This window comes from Lacibacter sp. H375 (assembly GCF_037892425.1).
GTDB lineage: Bacteria > Bacteroidota > Bacteroidia > Chitinophagales > Chitinophagaceae > Lacibacter.
Map to the genome: position 1 here is coordinate 1,374,532 of NZ_JBBKTT010000001.1, position 24,092 is coordinate 1,398,623.

The following is a 24,092-nucleotide window of genomic DNA, read 5'->3' on the forward strand; positions in this document are numbered from 1 at the left end:
TATGTTTCATCCTGATGGCACATGGATCAGTTATTTCCTGGTAATAGGCTTGCGATATGTAGTTATTGCCGGACTGGCTTTTTTGCTATGGTATGTGTTACTGAAGAAGAAGATTGCATTCAAAAAAATTCAACTACGCTTTCCCGCCAATAAAGATTACCAACGGGAAATTTTCTTTTCACTTTGTACCATGTTCCTCTTTGCATTCGTGCCTTGGTTCTTTCTTGGCCATGCAGAAATAAGAAAAACAACCACGTTTTATAAAGACATCAACCAATATAGCCAATTGTATTTCTGGCTGGCCTTTCCGTTAATGTTGCTCATACACGATACTTATTTCTATTGGATACACCGGTTGATGCATCATCCCAAACTGTTCCGCATTTTTCATCTCATTCATCATAAAAGCACCAACCCATCACCTTGGGCAGCTTTTGCTTTTCATCCCTTGGAAGCAGTTCTTGAAGTAAGTATTTTGATCGTACTCATCTACACAATCCCGGTTACCAAAGCTCACCTGTTCTTTTTCTTTTTGTTCCAGATGTTTTACAATGTGTATGGTCATTTGGGTTGGGAATTGTTTCCGAAAAATTTCCAACGTACATGGTTTGGCAAATGGATCAATACTTCTGTAACGCATAACCAGCACCATCAATACTTCACCGGTAATTATGGTTTGTACTTTTTATTCTGGGACAGATTGATGGGAACACTACGAGACGATTATGATGCGAAATTTGATGAAGTGAAAGGCAGAGCTAAGAGTTAAAAGGGGAGAAGAAGAAAAAGAGTTTTTGTTCGCTTTGCTTACAATGTTTACCATAGAGGCACAGAGAAGCAGAGAAAACGAGTAGGTTAATTGAATATTCACATCTGTGCTAATCCGTGTAATCAGTGAGACATAAAAAATAAAGAGGGCTGCACTTAGTACAGCCCTCTTTTATCTCATTTCACATTTTTTAAACTCTTAGCTTACCATTTAGCCCCAAACACTTTCTTCATAATTTCTGTGGTGCGCTTCACCGGGTTTTCACGAATCTCCAGTTCTTCCTTAGCAATCTGGTCGAACAACGCATCAACTGCTTTTCCTACAACATAAGCTGTAAGATCGGGGTTAAGTTTGTTACGTGTAGTGGGCAAACGGTTATATCCATTAACCAGGTCGCCATAATATTTTGTTGCTTCTACTTTATCAAGTGAATTTTTAACAGCAGGTGAAAATGCGGCGATTAACTGCTCAGTGGTTTTTTGACGGAAATAATTAGTAGCACCATCTTTGGGTCCTCTGATGATGTTAATGGCATCAGTAATGGTCATTTGCTTGATGGCATTCACAAAAATAGGAGTAGCATAACCCACTGCATCTTCTGCACCACGGTTGATCTGGAGGATAGCTTTGTCTACTGTTTTGCCAAGTCCAATATTACGGAGAGTGCGTTCCACCTTCTGTACTTCAGGGGGCAACAAAATTTTGTAGAAATCGTTGCCAAAGAACGCATCTGTTTTATTGAGATTACTTACGGCACGGGTAAGTCCCTGCCCTAATGCATCTTTAATACCCTGGCCGGCTTCAGCTTCAGTTACCCCGGTAGCGCCGGGCAAGCCGTTTGGTAACTGACTCAAAACTTCGCATGAACTTAACAGGAACGCCGCAAGGGAAAGTGAGAGGATAAATCTTTTCATCTGTTGGATTGTTTTCATTAATAAACGGTATTTCAATGCAAAACGTTGCATATTCTGTGCCGAAGATACTTGCTTTGCTGGTATGCCTTACTTACGGTAATTTTGCGGGCTGTTAAAAAGAAGCCAAACAACGGAACGGCTTACATCAACCAATCGTTATGAGTACACATTTGAGCGAACAGGAAATTATACGTAGAGAAAAACTAGCTGAGTTAACTAAACTGGGCATCGACGCATATCCTGCACCATTATATCCGGTTTCTCATTATTCAACTGCTATAAAAGCGGGATTTAATGAAGAAACAAAAGAAGAGTACAAAGAGGTTTGTATTGCAGGCCGTGTTATGAGTGTGCGTGATATGGGCAAAGCTTGTTTTGCAGTGTTGCAGGATAGTCACGGTCGTTTACAGATCTATGTGCGCAGGGATGATATTTGCCCCGGTGAAGACAAGACGCTTTATGATGTTGTGTTTAAAAAATTATTAGACATTGGTGATATTATTGGCGTGAAAGGATTTGTGTTCACCACCAAAACAGGTGAAACAAGTTTACATGTAAAAGAACTTACTGTTCTTACAAAATCACTAAAACCTTTACCCGTTGTTAAAGAAGCAGAAGGACAAACTTTTGATGCAGTAACAGATCCTGAATTCAAGTACCGTCAGCGTTATGCCGATCTTATCATTAATCCGCAGGTGAAGGATGTGTTTGTAAAACGTACTATCCTCGTTAATACTATTCGTGAATATTTGAACGAACATGGTGCATTGGAAGTTGATACACCTGTATTGCAAACCATTCCCGGTGGCGCTGCTGCCCGTCCGTTCAGTACACACCACAACGCATTGGATGTACCTATGTACATGCGTATTGCGAATGAACTTTATTTAAAACGTTTGATCGTTGGCGGTTTCGATTGGGTGTATGAGTTCAGCCGCAACTTCCGTAACGAAGGCATGGACCGCACACATAACCCCGAGTTTACTGTGTTAGAATGGTACACAGCATACAAAGATTATTTCTGGATGATGAATATTACAGAGAACCTGTTGGAGCGAATTGCGATTGCACTACATGGTACTACTGATGTGCAGGTGGGCGATAAAACCATCAGCTTTAAAGCACCATTCAAACGTCTTTCTATTTTCGATGCTATTAAAGAAAATACCGGTATTGATGTGAGCGAAATGGATGAAGAGGGATTGCGCAGTGTTTGTAAGCAACTCAACATTCGTGTTGATGCATCGATGGGTAAAGGCAAACTGATTGATGAATTGTTTGGCGAAACAAGTGAAGCAAAATGTATTCAGCCAACATTTATTATTGACTACCCAATTGAAATGAGTCCGCTTACGAAGAAACACAGGAGTAAAGAAGGATTGGTTGAGCGTTTTGAATTAATGGTGAATGGCAAAGAAGTAGCAAATGCATACAGTGAGTTGAATGATCCAATTGATCAGCGTGAACGTTTCGAAGATCAGGTGAAGTTGAAAGAGCGGGGCGATGATGAAGCGATGTTTATTGACTATGATTTCTTACGTGCATTGGAATATGGTATGCCGCCAACAAGTGGTATTGGAATTGGTATCGACCGATTGGTGATGTTGATGACGAACCAACCAAGTATACAAGATGTTTTGTTGTTCCCGATGATGAGGCCAGAGAAGACAGTGGAGTAAGTTGATAAGTATAAAAATAAATAAGTAACCGTAGTTTTATCAACTGCGGTTTTTTTATTGCTTTCGGAATATGTTAAAATAAAAACATATTCAATCCTTTGCTTTTTTATAACAGTGTCTGATGATTTCTTTGCTCAAAATTTATAATCATGAAAACATTTTACTTAACAACTGCTTTACTTGTATGCACAATTGCTGCAACTGCTCAAACAGAAAAAGGAACAATTAATATCAACGGACAATTTGGTAGTAATAGGGGCGGTCAGTACTACACTGTCCCAAACGGATTGGTCAAGAGTTTCTCTTTAAATCTCAACCCTAATGTTGGATATTTTGTAAAAAATAATTGGGAAGTTGGAGCAGGCGTATTATTTGGAACGACAAGAAGCCGATATACAAACGTAATCCCTGAAAACATGGAAAAATCAAATTCAAACAGCTTTGGGTTACAGGCGTATTCAAAGTACTACTTTGGTAAAGGGTCAGTTAAACCATATGTCACATTAGAAGCAGGACATAATTGGCTATCGGGTAAAACGACGTTTGTTAATGGAGAAAAACAGAGTTACAACTCTGGGAATTGGAATGCAGGAGGTGGAGCAGGTGTTGTGTGGTTTGTAACGCCGAAAATTGGCCTGTTTTCACAAATTACCTATAATAGAAATTTGGAACAGATCAAATATTCAACCGGGACGCTCAATCTCAACTTTGGTGTGCAGATCAATTTAGGTAAGAAATAAGAAAGGAATACATCAAACTTAAGCCGCAGTTAAAACGACTGCGGCTTTTTTATTCCATTCATCCAATTCAAATGCGGGCTATCAGCAAAAAAATTATCTTCATCCCCTTAAAAAAATTCAAGCATGAGAAAAACAGGATTGTTTCTGTTGTGGATGATTGTTGCAACCGCAGCATCGGCTCAAACAGCATTAACCACTGATCAGATGCTCAAAGGAGCAGCACAGAAAGTAACCAAACCATTGCCGCAGTTTGTAGAATGGGCCGGCGATAACAGTTTCATCATTCGTCGTGAAGGAAAGCAATATGTACACGACATTAAAACAGGAAAAGAAACAGATTATAAAGCACCCGATATGCATATTATGGTGGTGGTGCCTGAAATTATTTATAAAGACAAGGATCTGTTTCTGAAAATGGCAAACGAAGAAACACGTTTGACCAACAATACCGATGAAGAAAAGAATCCTGTTCTTTCACCTGATAAACAATACGTGGCGTTTACACGTAACAATAATCTTTTCACTATCAATCTTGCAACAAAAAAAGAAACACAGCTTACCAATGATGGTACTGATGTGATCTTGAACGGTTATGCAAGCTGGGTTTATTTCGAAGAAATTCTTGGTCGTGCAAGCCGTTATAAATCTTTTTGGTGGAGCCCCGATAGTAAGAAGATCGCTTATATGCGCATGGATGAAAGTGAAGTGCCGATGTTCCCTATTTACAGCGAAGAGGGTCAACATGGTTTTATTGAACGCACACGTTATCCTAAAGCAGGTGATAAAAATCCTGAAGTAAAAGTGGGTGTTGTTGCTCCTGATGGTGGCGCAACAGTGTGGGCTGATTTTAATCAGAAAGATGATCAATACTTTGGTATGCCAATGTGGAAACCGGATGGCAGCGCCTTATGGATACAATGGATGCCACGCACGCAGGATAACCTGAAAGTATATGAAATGAACTTAGCTGACGGCAGCAAAAAAGTGATCTACGATGAAACACAAAAAACATGGGTTGATCTTGATGATGCAAACCGTATTACGTTCTTACAAAACGGTAAACAGTTTATTCTGCAAAGCGATGCAACAGGATGGAATCATTTGTATCTGCATGATATGAGTGGTAAACGCATTAATGCTATCACCAGCGGTTCATACACTGTTACTGCAGTAAATCTCGTTGATGAAAAAAATAAACTCGTGTACTTCACTTGCCGTAAAGATAACAGCGCAAGATTTGATCTGTACAAAGTAAAATTTGACGGCAGCGGTTTAATGCGCTTAACGTTTGGTGAGTTTACACATCGCAATATTCGTGTGTCACCAATGGGAACACATTTTGTGACAAGCTATTCAAATGTTTCAACGCCTGATGTAATGGCTGTAGTGAATAACAAAGGAAAGGTTATTCGTGAATTAGGCAATGCTGCCGGCGAAGCATTTGCAACTACTGCATTGGCAAAAACAGAATTGCTTCGTGTAAAAAGTGAAGATGGTAAATATGATCTGCCGTTGCGGATTGTTTGGCCTGCTAATTACGATAAGAATAAAAAGTATCCTGTAATGATCAGCATTTATGGTGGTCCGAATGCAGGTACGGTTTCTGATGGCTGGCAATTGAATATGCAGCAGCAATGGTGGGCGAAAGAAGGAATGATACAGGTGGCAATGGATCACCGTGCAAGTGGTCACTTTGGAAAAGAAGGTATCAACTACATGCACCGCAATCTTGGTTACTGGGAAATGAAAGACTGGATCACGATTGTAAAATGGTTAATTGAAAATGCAGGTGTTGATAAGAACAAAGTTGCCATCAGTGGTTTCAGTTATGGTGGTTATATGAGCGCTTATGCATTAACGTATGGTGCTGATTATTTCACACATGGATTAGCTGGTGGAAGCGTAACAGACTGGAGTTTGTATGATACACATTACACTGAACGTTTCATGGATACGCCGAAAGAGAATCCTGAAGGGTATAAATCGTCTTCTGTTTATACACATATTGATAAGTACAAAGGGTTGCTGCGTATCTATCACGGAACAATGGATGACAACGTACACATGCAGAACAGCATGCAGCTGGTGAAAAAATTACAGGAAAAGAAAAAGCATTTTGAGTTTATGTTGTATCCCGGCGGTCGTCATGGTTGGGGTGGTAACCAAAACCTACATTCACAAAATGAAATAGCAATGTTTATTTATAAGAATTTATTGGAGAGAGAAGTGCCGAAGGATGTGTTGAGATAAATATTTGAATGATAGAATAAAAAAACCGGAGCTCATCACTCCGGTTTTTTTATTCTGTCGTATTCCACAACACCAATCCCTCCACCCCCGAAAGCAACGTATAAACAATTCCAAAAATCAAAATATCTTCTTCCGGATTGCCATCTAACGAACCAAGCCATAACACAACTATGGTAAACAGGAAACTGATAATGCCGTTAATGAGCGGAAGCATTAATGTTAGTACCCAATTGGTTTTTGCAATGGAGATTTGCAGCACAACAAAATAAAAGAAGCTGACAAACAACAATACTTCCAATGCAATAAATAACTCTTCACCTTTTTTTGTTGCGTAAGTGTCGTAATACTGACTCCAGTAAACTGTAAACAGCAATAAAGCTGCTGCATAAAACAAGCTGATCACCTGCAAACGGCTGAGCTTAAACATGCTTACTGTTTTGGTTTTATCTGCAGTTCTTCCCAAGGCGTAGTTCCATCTTTCTCTCTGGTAAATACAAGCTGCTTGCCTTCACCAATTACAATTTCAGCTGTGGTATAAACAATGTTGCTGTCGAGCAAATGACCACCAATTGTTGCACCGGTGCTATCGCTCACACTCATGTGCAGGTGTGAACCGTTGATGCTGACTGTTCCAACCAAACTCACAATTTCAAAATGGCCACTGGCTATATTGCCTTCGGGTTGATTTGCAAAACGAAGATTGTATTGTGCAACACTGCCCACACAGGTCATGATCCATCCTGCTTCAATCTTGTGCTGCTGCACATAAGCAGCTATTTCCTGTTTCAGATCCTGTCCGGGTTTTAAACGGAAGGCGTGAATTTTTACAGTTTCGTTTTGCATGGCTGGTTTTGTTTTACATGCTGCGAATAAAAGAAGTATGAATAAGTATTTCATTTTTTCCAGAAGAGAGAAAATCCAAAACCCAATGCCCAAATTCCAAAAGACGAACGCTCTGCGTTCACGGTGCCCACTGAATGTTGAAATGGTAAGCGAAGAGCACAATCCTCCTTTTCTCTTTTCCCTCTTTCAATCTCTTAGTCCACAAATAAATCGGTAAACAACTTACCACCCGGGACCACACTATACTTACTCAGATCAGTAATTCCTTCTGCAGCAAACAGCTGCTCATCAACAAATAAGTTACCAGTACATTCATTCGATGGTTTGCTAAGAATAATATGTGCGGCATCAGCAAGTATATCAACTGTTCTGCTCATATTCGCTAATGCTTCGCCTCCCAACAAATTTCTTACAGCAGCTGTATCAATGGTTGTTCGTGGCCAAAGTGCATTGGCAGCAATACCATCCTCCTTTAATTCTTCGCTCCAGCCAAGTGTCATCATACTCATGTTGAACTTGGTGAGTGTGTACGCAATATGTCCGGCCAGCCATTTCGGTTTTAAATTAACGGGAGGCGATAAGGTGAGGATATGTGGATTCTTTCCCTTGCGTAAATGCGGAATACAGGCTTTCGTCATTAAAAATGTACCACGCACATTAATGCTGTGCATCAGATCAAAACGTTTTGCTTCTGTTTGTTCTGTTGGCGTTAATGAAATAGCCGATGCATTGTTGATGAGTATATCAATGCCACCAAATGTCGCAACAGTTTTATCAACTGCTGCCTGTATCTGATCTTCAAAACGAATATCTAATTGAATGGCCAATCCCTTGCCACCAGCTGCAGTCATTTCATCAGCCGCAGAAAAAATAGTACCACCCAGCTTGGGGTTTTCTTCCACACTTTTTGCTGCCACCACTACGTTGGCTCCTTCCTTCGCCAATTTCAATCCCATTGCTTTACCGATACCTCTCGATGCACCTGTAATAAAAACTGTTTTTCCGTTGAATGACATAACAAACGTTTTAGTAATGAAAGTTAGGGAAAGCCCTGCAAGCATAGAAAAGAATTTGTAATTTGTCTGCAACCTTATACAACCTTTATGCTTTGCCAACTTCGTCTTACTTCAACATTTGTTTTATTAGTTTCGTTTGCAACTGTTCAATCGCAGGATACAGAACAAAAGAAAATTCAGCGCCTGTTTGTTTCTGCAACTGACAACTCAATCATTGAATTACCGGAAGGAACGTTTCAACTCAATATGAGTTTGTGGCTCGATGGAAAGAAAAATGTACTCATTAAAGGAAAGGGAATGGATAAAACCATTCTCAACTTTACTAACCAGGTAAGTGGTGCGGAGGGAATAAAAGTCACCAACGGAATAAATATTGTGTTGCAGGATCTTACTGTACAAGATACCAAAGGTGATGCGGTGAAAACGCAGAACGTTGATGGCATTACGTTTAAACGGGTGAAAGCAGAATGGACACGTGGGGCTAACAGCAAGAATGGCGCTTATGGTTTGTATCCTGTGCAATGCACCAATGTATTGATCGACGGGTGCGAAGCAAGAGGTGCAAGTGATGCGGGGATTTATGTGGGTCAAAGCAGTTACATTATTGTAAAAAATTCAAAGGCCATCGAAAATGTTGCTGGTATTGAAATTGAAAATTCGTTGTATGCTGATGTATATGATAATGAAGCAACCAATAACACCGGTGGAATTTTAATTTTCGATCTGCCTGATCTTGTGCAGAAGAAAGGTGGCTTCATCAGGGTGTATAAAAACAATGTGCATCATAACAATCATATCAACTTTGCACCAAAAGGAAATATTGTGGGCAAAGTGCCACAGGGAACAGGTGTAATGATACTCGCCACCAACCATGTAGATGTGTTTGAAAATAAAATTGTCAATAACATTACAGTTGGCACCGCTGTGGTGAGTTATTATATTACCGAAAATCCAATTAAGGATTCATCATACTACCCTTTTCCTACACAGATCAATATTTATAATAACAGTTACGAACGTGAAGCAGTGAGAACAACAGGTAAGGGACGTATGGGGAAAATGTATCGATTCAAATTACGTTTCGGAAAAAATGTGCCGCATATACAATATGATGGAATTGTGGATGCAAAATCACCAGCAGAAATATGTATACGTAACAACAGCAATCAGAGCTTTGCAAATCTTGATGCAGAGAATGGGTTTAAGCATATCAGCAGAGATGCATCGAAACATGATTGTACGCTGCAGCCGGTGCCGAAAACAGAATTGAAAAATTGATGAATAATGCTGTCATCCCGACGAAGGAGGGATCTGTTCAACTGCAGTACAAAGCTCGGCAGATTTCTCCTTCGTCGAAATGACAATTGACAATTATACATTCGAACCATGAAGAAACTGATCGTTACAGTTGTTGTATTAGCCTTTATGCTTGTTGCTTTATCATTCAGCAACAAACACAGCAATCCTTATTTTCAGTTTCATGAAAATCTCAGCGAATACAATTTCTTCAAAGGGAAACTAAAAGAATTACAGCCTGCCGATGGCATAATTCCTTATGATCTTAATACGCCGCTGTTCAGCGATTATGCAGAGAAGGCAAGATTTATAAAAGTCCCAGCAGGTAAAAAGATCAATTATAATGCTGCATCCGTATTCGAAATGCCGTTGGGTACAGTGCTAATCAAAAACTTTTATTACTATAATGATGTGCGTAAGCCTGCTCTTGGCAAACGCATTATTGAAACACGTTTACTGGCGAACATGGAGGATGGTTGGCATACCTATCAATACATTTGGAACGAAACACAAACAGAAGCGGTGTTTGAACCCATTGGTGATGTAACCACTGTTGAATACATTGATGCAGCAGGAAAGAAAATAAAAGCACGGTATGTCGTTCCCAGTCAACCGCAATGCAAAGGTTGTCATGGTCGTAAGGATACCATCATTCCGATTGGTATAGCTGCACGTCATCTTAATGGCGACTATGTTTATGCAAACGGGAAACAAAATCAATTGCAGTATTGGCAAAAAATTGGACTAATTGATCTGCCATCAACATCTATTCCTGCCAATGCAAAGTGGAACGATGAGCAAAGCGGAACACTCAACGAGCGTGCAAGAGCGTATCTTGATATTAACTGTGGAAATTGTCATAACCCCAATGGCCCGGCAAATACATCCGGGTTGTTCTTAGATATTCATACTACAAATTCAACTGCACTTGGCATCACCAAAACACCTGTGGCTGCAGGTAGAGGAAGTGGCAATCTGAAATATGCAATTGATCCCGGCAAGCCCAACCAATCATTTATGATTTTTCGAATGAACAGTATTGATCCTGGTATTGCGATGCCTGAACTTGGTCGCAACAGAATTCATAAAGAAGGGGTGGCGTTGATTTCGAAATGGATAAAGGAAATGAGGAACTAAGAGTTTAAAGAGGGAAAAAAGGAAAGGAAAACAATATCTAGACTATTTCTTCACGGCCTTTATTGTTGAAGACACGGTGGATTCCATCTTTCATAAGGGGCACTTTGAAATTAAGAAGCAAACCATGTTTCAGATTTGTCAGCACCAGATGTGTTTGTAATTGATTGAAGTAAACAGGAGGAAGTGGATTTACAGATTTTAATTCAACAATTAATTTATCTTCAATTAACAGGTCAAGTTTATACGCATTCTTTAAATATAAATTCTCATATTCAACAGGCAATAACAGTTGACGCTCTACTTTTACGTTAGCTTGAATTAATTCATAATAGAGAATTTCTTCATAAACTTTTTCAAAGCAACCGGGACCGATGCGTGTGTGCATTTTAATACATAGGTTAATCACGAGGTTAGTAAGATCATCGATATGCATAAAATAGAATTGGTGTTTCTCTTTCTTCTCTTTTCCCCCCCTTCAAACTCTTAGCTTCTAACTTCCATGCTCATGCGGATTTTCTACCGGATTCATTGATCCAAATTCGTTTGTATAAATTTTAAACAACAGCATAAAATAACTGATGAGTAGTGGACCAAAAATGAAACCCCAGAAACCAAACAAACTTAATCCCACAATAACACCTAATACCGTCACCAGCGGATGAACATCACCTAAACGTTTCATAAGTGTGACCCTTGCGAGGTAATCAACATTACCTGTTACAAGTAAACTGTAGATCAATAAGCCGATGCCTTGGCCGGTATTTCCTTGTGAAAACAGGAATACAACCAATGGTGCCCAAATCAACGTAGTTCCCACAATCGGGAAGAACGCAAACACACCGGTAATAAAACCCCACAGCACAAATTCATTGATGCCAAAGATCCAGTAACCAACGAGTGCAAAAATCCCTTGTATCAACGAGATCAGGGGAATGCCGATAGCATTTGCTCTTACCACGCTGATGGTTTCTTTGGCAAGGATATCAATGTTCTCTTCATGCAAGGGTAAAAAATAATCGAACGATCTTTCCATTTCTTTACCGTTGGTGAGCATAAAGAAATAAACAAACAACATCATCGCCAGGTTAGAAAGGATCATGGCTGTGCTGTTAAGAAACGCAGGAAAAAAATTAGCAACCCGCTTCTGTAGTTCAGCTACGTTCTCATCTGTAAATAATTCCTGACCAGTCCATTCTTTTATTTGGGCCGAAACAGATTTTAAACCCTGTACTACTTCATCTGAATGGCTGAATACTTCCGTAATTTTTGGGGATAATAAATTGATGATATAATAAACGGGCAAGCCAAACAGCACCAGGAAGCCGAGCATAAAAGCTGTTGCTGCTAAACCTTTGTTCCATTTTTTCTTAATGGTAAGATAGCGGTACCAGCCTCTGCTGAGAATATAAAGTGTAATAGCGCCAAGAAAACCCGGCAGAAAAATATAAAGCTCCTTTACAAGTAGTAAGCCAAGTGCAATTAAAACAACTAAGAGAATGATTTGCCGTAAACGGCTGCTGAATGATGCCATGAAATGAAATTACAAATAAAAACAGCAAATGATTTCAGGCATAAAAAAACCGGGCAAAGCCCGGCTTTTTTTATAAGAATTTTTGTTATCGAATTTGCCCCCTTACAACTCCACCCGTGAAAATAGTAGAATGTGCATTTACATACAAAGGACCTGTGCCATCGATTGCTGTTTTTTGTACATCGGTTAATTGTAATTGTTTATCGACGTCAAAATCAGCTAAGGAACCTGCTAATAAGATCAACACTGATCCATTTGCCCCCGCTGCACCATTATGAATGTGGGCAGCACTAAGAGTTCCATCACCTGCCGTTAACCCGGTAACAGTTACTCTGTAAAATAACTTACCATCGGAAGTTAAACGAAAACGTGCAATACCCGTTGCCGTTGTTGTTACTGCAGGAACCTCATTGGCACCGGAAAGAACAACATCCTGTGCCCACTGAACAGTACTGTTTAACTGTGCTCTTACCAAGCCGCTTCCCACTTGTGTTGAGTGAACGTTTACATATAACTCAGCAACACCATTTTTCATACTGTCTAGTAATGTTGGGCGCACATTTGCAACAGAACCAGCTGCAGTGCTGCCAGTAAATGTAGGTGCGAAATTTAAAATAACTCCTCCGTTTACACCCGGGTTGCCTGTATGAATATGTGCCGCAGTTAATGCATCACCACCCGTAAGACCAGTAACACTGATATTATACTGTACAGAGTTATCGCTCATAATGCGTAACACAAACGTTCCTGTTTCGTTGCGACCTGCAGGTGCAGGGTTTTCATTTTTTGCACTCAGATTAAGCGTCCACTCCTTTACAGTTGTTACTGTTGGGCCATCATCTTTATTTTTTTTACAAGAAATAATAAATGCTGTGCAAGTAAGCAGCATTACCGATTTTAATACCAGTGTTCTCATGCCAATATTTTTTTTAATGATGAAATAACTGACCTAAAGAGGTATAAACGGAGAAAGTAAGATATTAGTTGCCTCTTATTCGATTAAGATAAGTATTAGATTAGAAACCGGGCGATAAAATGAATTGATAGAAACTTAGGAGACCTATTCTTCCCACACTTTTAATCCTTCGCTGCAATTGGCGCAGATGTCGATATTCTTTCGACTGGTCATGAGTTCCCTGCGGAACTGTTTGTAGTTATCGTTATGCCAAACTTCTTTGAATGATTGCATTTTTAAGTTACCGAGCTGATGCATGGCATCTTTATCAAAACAACAGGGAACTACCAATCCATCCCAAGTGATCACATTGGCATGCCACAGTTTCCAGCAATGATTCTGCAATTTGTTTTTGGGTTCATATGAACCGTCAGCGTTCTTTTTATACCTGCTGTATTTATTTAAAGTAGGGATGAGTTTGTTTGGATCATTCTCATAATCGTATACCTGTGCAGTTTTAAACCACACATCATCAACACCCACTTCCTTTGCTAACTGTTTTACCTCTTCCATTTGATGTTCGTTCGGCTTCACCACCAGGAACTGAAACACAACAAATGGTTTTTTGCTGTTGAGTTCTTTCTTCCACTTAACAATATTCTTTGCACCTTCCAAAACTTTTTCAAGCTTGCCTCCAACTCTGTATTGCTGATACACATCCTGAGTGGTGCCATCAATAGAAATGATCAAGCGGTCCAAACCACTTTCAACAGTTTGCTTTGCTTTTTCGCTTGTTAAGTAATGAGCATTGGTGGATGTAGCTGTATAGATCTTTTTCTGGGCAGCGTATTTCACCATCGGCAAAAACTCAGGATTGAGATAGGGTTCGCCTTGAAAATAAAAGATGAGATAAAGAAGGTCTCTATGAATATCGTCGATGGTTTGTTCAAAAAAACTTTTCTGCAACATACCTGTTGGTCGTGTGAACTCACGTAAACCACTTGGGCATTCGGGACAACGCAGATTACAACTTGTTGTAGGCTCAAACGATATAGAAATTGGATAACCCCACTGTACAGGCTTCTTTAAAAAGCGGCTCAACTGGTAACTGCTCCACACCTTCGTCATATTCCAGGCACGACGGGGTGTGATCTTTGAGAAAAGGTTGAGTATATCGTTTCGGTGTAATTGCGGCATTGAGGGGTCAAAGATAGCCCGCAAAAAGAGTATTTGCATTACTAGTTCAAAAGAACAAAGCCTGTTGTGTGATCATACAACAGGCTTTGAAAATTATTTTACAAACGGCTGCCTCTTCCAATACGTTAAGCTTCGCCAGCACCACTCCAGCGGTCCGAAGCGGAAGAACCGTAACCAGATATGGCTCCATATAATTTGTAATAACCAGGTTGCCCCAACAACATAGTACATTTCAAAACGACTGAGTTTGCCATACATGCCAAAGCCAACACCATAAAAGAACAGTCCAACTAAAAGCGATTGCATGAGGTAATTGGTAAAAGCCATTTGTCCAACAGGACGAAGTAATGCAAAGAACCATTTGAACCAGCCCGATTTATAGAGCAGCATGATCAACCCAAAAATACCAATGGCACGAAAGGTCCTTGAAATTTCATAAAACTCAAAGAGAACATTTTTCTTGTAGTCAAATTCGTTGAACTTATAATCAATGTATGGTTGCAAACGGAAATAAGAAAACACCAGGCCGATGCCGAGTCCGCCAATAAACAGAACCCAATAAACTTTTGTTGAAGCCAGCCCGGTTAAAATGCCTGATTTAAAAAAAGCCATGCCTAAAAACATAAAGAGCAGAATATCCCAGATGCCGAAGTAAGTATAAAAAATTTCGCCCCGTAAACTTCTTGCACTTTGATAATCATAAAAACCCGAATAGTTGCCTCTTACAATTGCAAGATTTTTATTCGTTTCTTTCAACTTCGCTTTCTCTGTTGTTTTTTCTTTAAAAGAAATCATTTCCCCGAGATCTTCTTTTTGCTGATCATTTAGTTTGATCGATGTTGTATCCATCTTAGCGATCAACTCGCCTTTAGCAATCATTTTCCGATCACGGTAAGCATCTACATTCTCTCTTGCTGTTTGCAGAACAAGACAAACAATTGCAGCAATAATCAGCGCTTTAGGGGTCATTCTGCGAAACGCAAATGCGATCATACCAATACATGCATAATGAAACAGGATATCCCAAAACCACAACAACACAAAGGCGTTAAACAATCCAAATACAAGTAGCCATAGCTGACGACGGAAAAAATAATCGGCAGGCCAGAGTCCATCATTCTTCTTTTCCTGCCTGCTGATAAATAAGATAATACCTGCGCCAAATAACATGGAGAATAAAGCACGCTGACTTCCTTCCATAAACCAATCGATAAAATACCATGCTTGAAAGTTGATGGTTCCCCACTCGTTTAACACCGATGGGTCGTGATAAACCGGGTCGGGCAATGCAAAACCCGGAATGTTCATTAATAAAATACCAAGGATGGCGATACCTCGTAAAGAGTCGAGTAATACAATTCGTTCTTCCTGCGACACAGGCGCAGCCAGTTGAGTGCTCATGCTGATTGGTTTTGGTTTGTGAAAAATGGGAAAGCTTTCGCAGGGAAAGAAAAATGATTTGAGAAGGTACTCATTTTAGCAAAAAAAGTTGCGCATTTTCCAAAAACTATTATTACATTTGAGTAGTTGCATAAACAACTATATGCCAAACAACCAATTTAAAAAAGGGGAATTATACAGCTTCATGACGGGTAAAGCCAGCACGGCTATCGCACGGCGTTTACAAAAAAATATGAAGCAGGGCGGAATCGAGATTACCGTTGAACAATGGAGCGTGCTCTATCATCTGTGGAAGAACGATGGGTTGAGTCAGCAAGATTTGTGCAATGCCACTTTTCGTGATAAGCCCAGCATTACACGTTTAGTGGACAATCTCGAAAAGCTGAAACTCGTGAAACGGGTAGCGAGTAAAAACGATCGTCGTATCAACCAGGTGTTCTTAACTGATCAGGGTCGTAAGCTGGAAGAAGAAACGATGAATGTTGCCAACAACACATTGAACGAAGCATTGCTCGGAGTACCTGCTGATAAAATTGATATCTGTAAAGAAGTGTTACAGATAGTATATGATAATCTGAAATAAGAATCATTTCAAAAAAATAATTCTACACACTTTAAATACTATTGATATGAGCACCGCAACGATTGCAACAAAACTGAAAGGTGGCGAATGGTTAATTAAAACAAGCACACCCCAGGATACTTTTACTCCTGAAAATTTTAATGAGGAACAAGTGATGGTAAAAGAAATGTGTGCAACGTTTCTTGATACCGAGGTTTTGCCGGTTGTAGCACGGCTGGATAAAATGGAAGAAGGGTTGATGCCTGCACTGATGGATAAAGCCGGTGAACAAGGTTTACTTGGTACATCTGCTCCGGAAGAATTTGGCGGACTTGGTAAAGATTTTATCACGGCTACATTGGTGAATGAAGGATTAGGTGGAGGCTATTCTTTTTCTGTGGCCATTGCTGCACACACGGGTATCGGAACATTGCCTATTCTATATTTTGGCACACCCGAACAAAAAGCAAAATACATTCCCAAATTAGCAACGGGTGAATGGAAAGGTGCTTACGGTTTAACCGAACCCAACAGCGGTAGTGATGCATTAGGTGCAAAAACAACAGCTGTGTTAAGTGAAGATGGTAAGCATTACATATTGAACGGACAAAAATGCTGGATCACCAATGGTGGTTTTGCAGATATCTATACTGTGTTTGCAAAAATTGATGGTAAAGATTTTACCGGCTTTATTGTAGAGCGAGGCATGGAAGGCTTTACACAAGGATCGGAAGAACATAAGATGGGCATTAAAGGCTCATCAACTGTGCAACTCTATTTTCAGGATTGTAAAGTGCCGGTTGAAAATCTGCTGGGTGAAAGAGGCAAAGGTCACATCATCGCTTTCAACATATTAAACATTGGTCGTTTGAAGTTGGCAGCGGCTGCATTAGGTGGTTCAAAACGTTCATTGAATATTGCATTGACCTATGCAATGACACGTGAGCAATTCAAGACACCCATCGTCAATTTCGGCGCAATCCAATACAAGCTGGCAGAAATGGCAACCCGAATCTGGGTTTGTGAAAGTGCATTGTACCGCACCAGTAAGTGGATCGATGATATGGAACATGATCTCTTAGCAGCCGGCAAACCTTTCAACGAAGCATTGCTTGGTGCCGCTGAAGAATATGCCATTGAGTGTGCGATGTTGAAAGTAGATGGCAGTGAAGTGTTGGATTATGTGGTGGATGAAGGCGTACAGATACATGGTGGAAACGGATTCAGTGATGAGTATGATATTTCAAGAGCTTATCGAGATAGTCGCATCAATCGTATTTACGAAGGAACAAACGAGATCAATCGTTTATTAACCGTTGATATGGTGTTGAAGCGTGCCATGAAAGGTCGTTTGGATATTATGACCGCTGCCATGAACGTACAAAAAGAACTGATGAGCATTCCTGATTTTGGCAGCGAAGATGAAACGCCATTTGCAAAAGAATACAAAGCTATCGCCAATTTCAAAAAAGCCATCATGTTAACAGCGGGTGCTGCGGTACAAAAATTCATGATGAAAATTGAGCATGAACAGGAAGTATTGATGAATATTGCTGATATGGCCATACAAACCTTTAATGCTGAAAGTGCATTGTTGCGTGCTGCCAAAATGGTTGAAGAAAAAGGTGAAGCTGCTTGTCAGTTTGAACTGGATATGATGCATACGTATTTGTATGATGCGGCCGACCGTATCAACAAATATGGTAAAGATGCCATCAATGCATTTGCAGAAGGTGATGAACATCGCATGATGTTACTGGGCTTGAAACGTTTTACAAAAGTTGATCCTTACAATACTAAAGAGGCCAGAAGGCGAATCGTAGCAAAGCTGAGAAATGATGGGAAATATCCATTGTGATCATTTCCTTGACCGGTAGCTCCAACTACATAAGCGAGCAACCATTTAAAAATCCTTTGCCTAATTTGCAAAGGATTTTTTATTCAACTTACATTATGAAGGTTCTTTTTCTTTTCATTTTTTGGTTTCTGTTTCAAACAGCACAAGCACAACAGGTGTTTCTCCGGCTGAATACACCTGCAAAAAATCAGAACAGCGTTACATCTTCAAAACAATTTGTTACGGGGCTTACTTGTAAGACTTGTACCGTAACGATGAATGGAAACGAAATTAAAGTGTGGCCAACGGGTGCCTTTGCTGCTGAGTTGCAGTTGCAGTTAGGTGACACCAGTTTCCTGTTACAAGCCACGAATGCAAGTGGAGCAAAAGAAACACAACGGATATTTTATAACTATCAATTGCCTCAGAAGGAAAAAACACTAACAACAAATACTGTTGCCTATTGGCGGGTAGAACCACAAGCCGATCTTTTATTGGTGAAGCCGGGTGATAAATTAAAGATGACAGTTAAAGCACTACCCGGTGATGTAGTGCAACTTGAAAACGGCACATCATTCAAAGAAATTTATGTGAAGGATTCGAACGGCGTAAAAGGCGTCTATCAAATGGAATATGTGGTAAAAGAAAAAGATGACCTGTTTGCTGATAAGCCCTCCAAACTAAAACTAATGGTATGGGCTAAAGGAACAGATGATCCTATTGAAGCCACGAGCAAAAGTAATTTCGCAATGATGCCCGCGAATGGTTTGTTACTTGAAACAAAAGGAAAGATACCTTACATTCTTGTGGGACTTGGTGAAGACAGATTGGGAGGAACAAAGTTGGGTTATGTTGATTCGCTTGTTCGGCTAAAAGCGGTTAGCAAGGTTGGGAATAAATATTGTGTGCAGTTGAGTAAAAACCGCCAGGCTTATATTGAAGATGAACATGTGAATGTGCTTGAACATAACTACACACCATCATCACTAACTGGCAATATGCGTGTATGGGGCGATAGCAGTTTTGATTATGTATCGCTTTCATTAACTGAGCGGTTGGCTTATCAAACATTTCAGCAGGTAAACCCATCAAAGATCGTGGTAGATGTATTTGGCGCTGCATCCAACACAAACTGGATCACACAAATGGGCAACACCAAAGAAATCAGCGACGTTTACTACAATCAAATCGACCAGGATATTTTCCGCATCAGTATTGATCTTAAAAACAAACAACACTGGGGTCATCGTATTTATTACAATGGCAACAATCTCGTCATTCGCATCAAGCGTCAACCACAACTACTTTCACTCAACAATCTGGTTATTGCAATTGATGCCGGACATGGCGGTGGTAATAAAGGTGCTTTTGGTTTGACTGGTGTGATGGAAAAAGATATGACACTGGCCATTGCGAAGGAACTTCAAGCTGCACTGGAAGCAGAAGGTGCAAAAGTGATTACCACCAGAACAAGGGATACCACCTACGATAACCACGATCGCTATACCGTGTTTCAACAGGCGAATCCTCATATGCTCCTTAGCATACACCTTAACAGCAGTGCCGATCCGGTAAATATCAAAGGCGTGAGCACCTATTACAAACACATTGGCTATAGACCGCTTACACAAACCATTCTTCAACGAATGCTCGATATGGGGTTGAAGGAATATGGTAATGTCGGAAATTTCAATTTTATATTAAATGGTTTCACCGAATTCCCGAACGTCTTGGTTGAAACGTTATTCATTAGTCATCCCGAAGATGAAGCAAACGTACTTGATCCAGCTTACCGTAAACAAATGGCCGATGCAATTGTAAAAGGCATAAACGATTGGTTGGAACAATGTAAAAAACAGTAAAGTCGTTTCCATTCATCCTTTGCGGTTTTACCATTCTTCAAGGCAGTCGGCATTTATCATTTCTTTAAGAGTATCTGAAACCCTTTCCTACAGGGTGTTTCATCATTTGCCAATGTCGATGTTACACATGTTGCATCCGTTCATCACTATGAAGGATGTGTTAACAGCCTTTTGTCAAGATTAGGTTGCACTACTATATACAGCAAACTACATTTGGCTCATCAATGATTTCTGTAAAAAGAGTCATTAATCATTAAACCTTAAAAATGTTAATTATGAAAAAAGTATTTGTAATGCTGTTTGCAGTTATCATCGCTGTATCAGCCTCGGCTAAAGTTGACCCTGCTCCAGTAGAAAATGAAAAAGTAATGGCTGCTTTCGAAAAGCAGTTTACAGAAGCAAAAGATGTTACGTGGACCGAAAAACAAGGTTACTATCTCGCATCTTTTAAATTGAATAATGATCGCATGCTGGCCTGGTATACAGCAGATGGTGAAGTGGAAGCTGTTCACCGTTCTATTCAACAAAAGCAAATGACATTCCTTGCATCGGAAGCTGTAACACAGCTCACGAAAGACAAACAAATATTGAACATCGCTGAAATAAGTAAGCAGGGCGAATTGTTTTACCTCGTAAAAACTGATGAAGAAAAATGCTTTTCTATTTACAAAGTTTCTGCATCAGGTGATTATACACGCATCAGTAAAACAAAAAAGAGAAAATAAATACACTACAGGTGTTGTTTTGGAATAGGGCTCCCCGGATTAAATCAGGGGGGCTTTTTTATTGATAAATTAATCATCCTAAACCACCATAATCTTTACTTTTGCAACTCTTTCGCAAAGTCTCCCGCCGCTACGGTTGGGATCTGAAGGCGGTCACTTTTAAAAATTAAAAAATGAACAAAGGACCCGTTTCACAATTCATTCAACATCATTACCGTCATTTCAACGCTGCTGCATTGATAGATGCTGCCAAAGGTTATGAAACACACCTGAACGAAGGTGGCAAGATGATGATTACGCTGGCTGGTGCCATGAGTACTGCTGAACTTGGCTTAAGCTTAGCAGAAATGATCCGCCAGGATAAAGTGCAGATCATCAGCTGCACAGGGGCCAATCTTGAAGAAGATGTGATGAACCTGGTGGCGCACAGCCATTACAAGCGTGTACCCAACTATCGTGATCTTACCCCGCAGGATGAGTGGGATCTGTTAGAGAACCACTACAACCGTGTAACTGATACCTGTATTCCTGAAGAAGAAGCTTTCCGTCGGCTGCAAAAACATTTGCACCGTCAATGGGTGGAAGCAGAAGCAAAAGGTGAACGTTATTTTCCACATGAATTTTTGTATAAAACTGTTTTAAGTGGTGATCTCAAACAATATTATGAGATCGATCCAAAGAACAGCTGGATCGTTGCCGCTGCTGAAAAAAATATTCCGATCGTAGTACCGGGTTGGGAAGACAGCACTACCGGTAATATCTTCGCCAGTTACGTGATCAAGAATGAACTGAAAGCAAGCACGGTAAAAAATGGTATTGAATACATGGTGTGGCTGGCCGATTGGTACCGCCAGAACAGTGGTGGCAAAGGTGTTGGCTTTTTCCAGATTGGTGGTGGTATTGCAGGTGATTTCCCGATCTGCGTTGTACCGATGATGTACCAGGATCTTGAATGGCATGATGTTCCTTTCTGGAGTTATTTCTGCCAGATCAGCGATTCAACCACATCGTTCGGTTCTTACAGCGGTGCAGTACCAAACGAAAAAATTACCTGGGGTAAGCTCGACATCAACACGCCAAAGTTTATCGTAGAGAGTGATGCTACTATTGTGGCTCCGTTGATATTTGCATGGATACTTGGTTTGTAATTACGATCATTTAATTTGATTAAGGCGGCACATTCAAAAAGTGTCGCCTTATTTTTTATCTTGTAAGCAAATGGATAGTTATGAAAAAACTTGCATTGTTTGCTTTTCTTTTATCAATAGCTCTCAGTTCATCAGCACAAACTGATACTTCTAATAAAAAACCTGGTTATAAGCCTCTGCTTAAACAACAGGTAAAACTGAAAGCAATCCCGGCTTCAAGAGCTGTGTTGGTTCGTAAAGATGTTGGTAAACTGCAATTGCAAATGAGTCAATTCAAAGATTCGCTTGTTGTAACAAGAGCGGAGATCGATAAGTTATTGAGCGAGATGAACCAGAAAAAAGATGATATGAGTGAGATGGGCGAAATGGAGAGCTTGCGTTTGCAGATGGCGATGGACAGAATGAGTAAAATGATGAGTACCTTAAGCAACCTCATGAAAAAGATGAGTGAAACTCAGAGCAGCATAGCACAAAATCTAAAATAGCTGCGCTGTTGAAATGACAGTTTTAGAAATATACTGCTTATAAAAAGCCTGGATACTGATTTTGGTTGGTTGAACAACTTATAACCCGCTACTACTTTTACTGCATTATGAATTGGTTTATAAAACTTCTCACGGAAGAAAGTATTCCTCAAACCGTGATCATCTATGGAATTGTCATCGCTATCGGTATCTGGCTGGGCCGCTTGAAAATTTTCGGCATTTCGTTGGGCGTCACCTGGATATTATTTATGGGGTTGGCCGTATCTTATTTCGGTATACACATTAATAAGGAAACAGAGCATTTCTTAAAAGAGTTCGGCTTAATTCTATTTGTTTACTCAATAGGCCTGCAGGTGGGGCCGGGTTTCTTTTCGTCACTTAAAAAGAATGCAGCTGTTACTAATGGATTAGCAGCAATGGTAGTTTTTTTGGGTGTACTCATTGTAGTTGCCTTTTATTTCCTGTTGCAGCAACCAATCACCACACTTACCGGTGTAATGAGTGGTGCAGTTACTAATACACCTGGTCTTGGTGCGGCACAGGCTGCTGCAAAAGATCTGCATCTTGCTGCAAACGACACTTCATTTATCACATTAGCATACGCAGTAGTTTATCCCTTTGGTGTATTTGGCATCATTGGAGCAATCCTGATTTTGAAAGCGGTGTTTCGGGTGAACCTCGATAAAGAACGGGAATTGCACCGTAAGCTTGACGTGATCAAATCAAACAAACCTGTCTCCATTCATTTGGTAATGCAGAATAAACAACTGATCGGCAAACCGCTTCGTACAATTTTTGAGTTGTTGAAAGAGCCCATTGTTGTTTCAAGATTATTTCACAACGGAACAGTTGTTACGCCAACACCACAAACACATTTAGGGGAGAATGATGTATTGCTGATTGTTGCACATAAAGATCAGCTGGATGTGTTGAAGATGATCATTGGCGAAGAAAGTAAAATGAATCTGAAAGAGATTCCGCAAAACGAATTGATCTCACGCATCGTTGTGGTAACACAGGCCGATGTTACGCATAGAAGGTTGGGTGATATTGCTGCATTGCATCAACACGATTTTACATTAACACGTTTAAGTCGTGCAGGGGTGGAGATGGTGGCACACGGCGATATTGTGTTACAACTCGGAGATCAACTGAAAGTAGTTGGTACAAAAGAAGGTGTTGATCTTGTTACGAAAACGATCGGTAATCAGTTGAAGCGCCTTGATGTGCCTGATCTGGCACCCATCTTTATTGGTATTGTAGCTGGTGTATTGCTGGGCAGTATTCCCATGTTCTTCTTTAATATGCCGGTACCGGTGAAGATCGGTTTGGCAGGGGGGCCGCTGATCATTGCTTTATTGTTGAGCCGTTACGGCGGTAAGCTTTATTTGAATCAATATACTACCTACAGTGCCAACTTAATGCTGCGTGAATTAGGCATCAGTTTATTCCTTGCCAGCGTAGGCTTAAGCAGCGGAGCTAATTTGCAAACAGCATTATCCGGTAACAATGCGTGGTTATGGATCGTGATGGGACTTACTATTACGATTGTTCCACTGTTGATCGTTGGCATGATCGCTCACTACGTATTTCGTAAAACATTTTTTGAAGTGTGTGGATTGCTTTCAGGTGCAAGTACCGATCCGCCTGCATTGGCATTCTCAGCACAGTTAGCAAAAAATGAAGTGGCCTCTGTTACGTATGCAACAGTTTATCCGTTAACAATGATCTTACGGATCATTGCAGCGCAATTGCTGATCTTGTTCTTGTCCTGAAAAACAGAAAATAAAACCGTCTACTATTGA

Annotated in this window: 22 protein-coding genes; 13 read left to right on the top strand and 9 right to left on the bottom strand. The window is 40.2% G+C overall.

Translation table 11 applies throughout. From position 1 onward, the window contains the following. Position 1 precedes the first annotated feature (1 nt). Positions 2-769 carry a sterol desaturase family protein gene (locus WG954_RS05985; protein ID WP_340434573.1) on the top strand — a complete coding sequence of 256 codons (768 nt, stop codon included), beginning with the start codon at positions 2-4 and terminating at the stop codon, positions 767-769. Positions 770-972: 203 nt separating this feature from the next. Here the strand turns inward: WG954_RS05985 and WG954_RS05990 are convergent, their stop codons facing one another. Further along, positions 973-1,683, bottom strand: a complete 711-nt coding sequence (locus tag WG954_RS05990; RefSeq protein ID WP_340434575.1) for a DUF4197 domain-containing protein — start codon at positions 1,681-1,683, stop codon at positions 973-975. A 158-nt stretch (positions 1,684-1,841) separates the two neighbouring features. Between WG954_RS05990 and lysS the strand changes: the two genes are divergently transcribed. The 3 genes from lysS to WG954_RS06005 all read left to right on the top strand — a co-directional run bounded on the left by lysS (position 1,842) and on the right by WG954_RS06005 (position 6,352). Further along, complete coding sequence (lysS, locus tag WG954_RS05995; protein ID WP_340434577.1) at positions 1,842-3,362, top strand: lysine--tRNA ligase; 1,521 nt, start codon at positions 1,842-1,844, stop codon at positions 3,360-3,362. Positions 3,363-3,511: 149 nt separating this feature from the next. Next, entirely contained in the window at positions 3,512-4,102 is a 591-nt protein-coding gene (locus WG954_RS06000; RefSeq protein WP_340434579.1) for an outer membrane beta-barrel protein, read from the top strand. Between the two features lie 123 nt (positions 4,103-4,225). Next, entirely contained in the window at positions 4,226-6,352 is a 2,127-nt protein-coding gene (locus tag WG954_RS06005) for a S9 family peptidase (RefSeq protein WP_340434580.1), read from the top strand. A gap of 49 nt (positions 6,353-6,401) precedes the next feature. Here the strand turns inward: WG954_RS06005 and WG954_RS06010 are convergent, their stop codons facing one another. The 3 genes from WG954_RS06010 to WG954_RS06020 form a co-directional block, all read right to left on the bottom strand. Further along, complete coding sequence (locus tag WG954_RS06010) at positions 6,402-6,779, bottom strand: hypothetical protein (RefSeq protein WP_340434582.1); 378 nt, start codon at positions 6,777-6,779, stop codon at positions 6,402-6,404. Positions 6,780-6,781: 2 nt separating this feature from the next. Continuing rightward, on the bottom strand, positions 6,782-7,195 hold the full coding sequence (locus tag WG954_RS06015) for a PPC domain-containing DNA-binding protein (RefSeq protein WP_340434583.1): 414 nt from the start codon (positions 7,193-7,195) through the stop codon (positions 6,782-6,784). Between the two features lie 194 nt (positions 7,196-7,389). Further along, positions 7,390-8,211 carry an SDR family oxidoreductase gene (locus WG954_RS06020; protein ID WP_340434584.1) on the bottom strand — a complete coding sequence of 274 codons (822 nt, stop codon included), beginning with the start codon at positions 8,209-8,211 and terminating at the stop codon, positions 7,390-7,392. Positions 8,212-8,298: 87 nt separating this feature from the next. Between WG954_RS06020 and WG954_RS06025 the strand changes: the two genes are divergently transcribed. Further along, positions 8,299-9,489, top strand: coding sequence for a parallel beta-helix domain-containing protein (locus tag WG954_RS06025; protein ID WP_340434586.1), 1,191 nt, complete (start codon positions 8,299-8,301; stop codon positions 9,487-9,489). 108 nt (positions 9,490-9,597) lie between these two features. Beyond that, on the top strand, positions 9,598-10,644 hold the full coding sequence (locus WG954_RS06030; RefSeq protein ID WP_340434587.1) for an SO2930 family diheme c-type cytochrome: 1,047 nt from the start codon (positions 9,598-9,600) through the stop codon (positions 10,642-10,644). Between the two features lie 37 nt (positions 10,645-10,681). Here the strand turns inward: WG954_RS06030 and WG954_RS06035 are convergent, their stop codons facing one another. The 5 genes from WG954_RS06035 to WG954_RS06055 form a co-directional block, all read right to left on the bottom strand. Then, positions 10,682-11,077, bottom strand: coding sequence for a GxxExxY protein (locus WG954_RS06035; protein ID WP_340434588.1), 396 nt, complete (start codon positions 11,075-11,077; stop codon positions 10,682-10,684). A 57-nt stretch (positions 11,078-11,134) separates the two neighbouring features. After that, complete coding sequence (locus WG954_RS06040) at positions 11,135-12,175, bottom strand: AI-2E family transporter (RefSeq protein ID WP_340434590.1); 1,041 nt, start codon at positions 12,173-12,175, stop codon at positions 11,135-11,137. Positions 12,176-12,260: 85 nt separating this feature from the next. Continuing rightward, complete coding sequence (locus WG954_RS06045; RefSeq protein ID WP_340434591.1) at positions 12,261-13,091, bottom strand: CHRD domain-containing protein; 831 nt, start codon at positions 13,089-13,091, stop codon at positions 12,261-12,263. A 144-nt stretch (positions 13,092-13,235) separates the two neighbouring features. After that, complete coding sequence (locus WG954_RS06050) at positions 13,236-14,267, bottom strand: radical SAM/SPASM domain-containing protein (protein ID WP_340434593.1); 1,032 nt, start codon at positions 14,265-14,267, stop codon at positions 13,236-13,238. A 93-nt stretch (positions 14,268-14,360) separates the two neighbouring features. Beyond that, entirely contained in the window at positions 14,361-15,668 is a 1,308-nt protein-coding gene (locus tag WG954_RS06055) for a DUF418 domain-containing protein (RefSeq protein WP_340434594.1), read from the bottom strand. A gap of 142 nt (positions 15,669-15,810) precedes the next feature. On the opposite strand from WG954_RS06055, the gene WG954_RS06060 reads away from it, so the two are divergent. The 7 genes from WG954_RS06060 to WG954_RS06090 all read left to right on the top strand — a co-directional run bounded on the left by WG954_RS06060 (position 15,811) and on the right by WG954_RS06090 (position 24,062). After that, positions 15,811-16,251: a MarR family winged helix-turn-helix transcriptional regulator gene (locus tag WG954_RS06060; protein WP_340434596.1), complete on the top strand. Its 441-nt coding sequence runs from the start codon at positions 15,811-15,813 to the stop codon at positions 16,249-16,251. 46 nt (positions 16,252-16,297) lie between these two features. Then, a complete protein-coding gene (locus WG954_RS06065; RefSeq protein ID WP_340434599.1) occupies positions 16,298-18,088 on the top strand; it encodes an acyl-CoA dehydrogenase FadE in 1,791 nt (596 codons plus the stop codon). 95 nt (positions 18,089-18,183) lie between these two features. Further along, positions 18,184-19,929, top strand: a complete 1,746-nt coding sequence (locus WG954_RS06070; RefSeq protein ID WP_340434601.1) for an N-acetylmuramoyl-L-alanine amidase — start codon at positions 18,184-18,186, stop codon at positions 19,927-19,929. A gap of 275 nt (positions 19,930-20,204) precedes the next feature. Then, positions 20,205-20,654, top strand: coding sequence for a hypothetical protein (locus WG954_RS06075; protein WP_340434604.1), 450 nt, complete (start codon positions 20,205-20,207; stop codon positions 20,652-20,654). A 173-nt stretch (positions 20,655-20,827) separates the two neighbouring features. Further along, positions 20,828-21,802 carry a deoxyhypusine synthase family protein gene (locus WG954_RS06080; protein ID WP_182803145.1) on the top strand — a complete coding sequence of 325 codons (975 nt, stop codon included), beginning with the start codon at positions 20,828-20,830 and terminating at the stop codon, positions 21,800-21,802. A gap of 80 nt (positions 21,803-21,882) precedes the next feature. Beyond that, positions 21,883-22,287 (top strand): hypothetical protein, encoded by a 405-nt coding sequence (locus WG954_RS06085; protein ID WP_340434608.1) that lies wholly within the window; start codon positions 21,883-21,885, stop codon positions 22,285-22,287. 107 nt (positions 22,288-22,394) lie between these two features. Further along, entirely contained in the window at positions 22,395-24,062 is a 1,668-nt protein-coding gene (locus WG954_RS06090) for a putative transporter (protein ID WP_340434610.1), read from the top strand. The last annotated feature ends 30 nt before the right edge of the window (positions 24,063-24,092 follow it).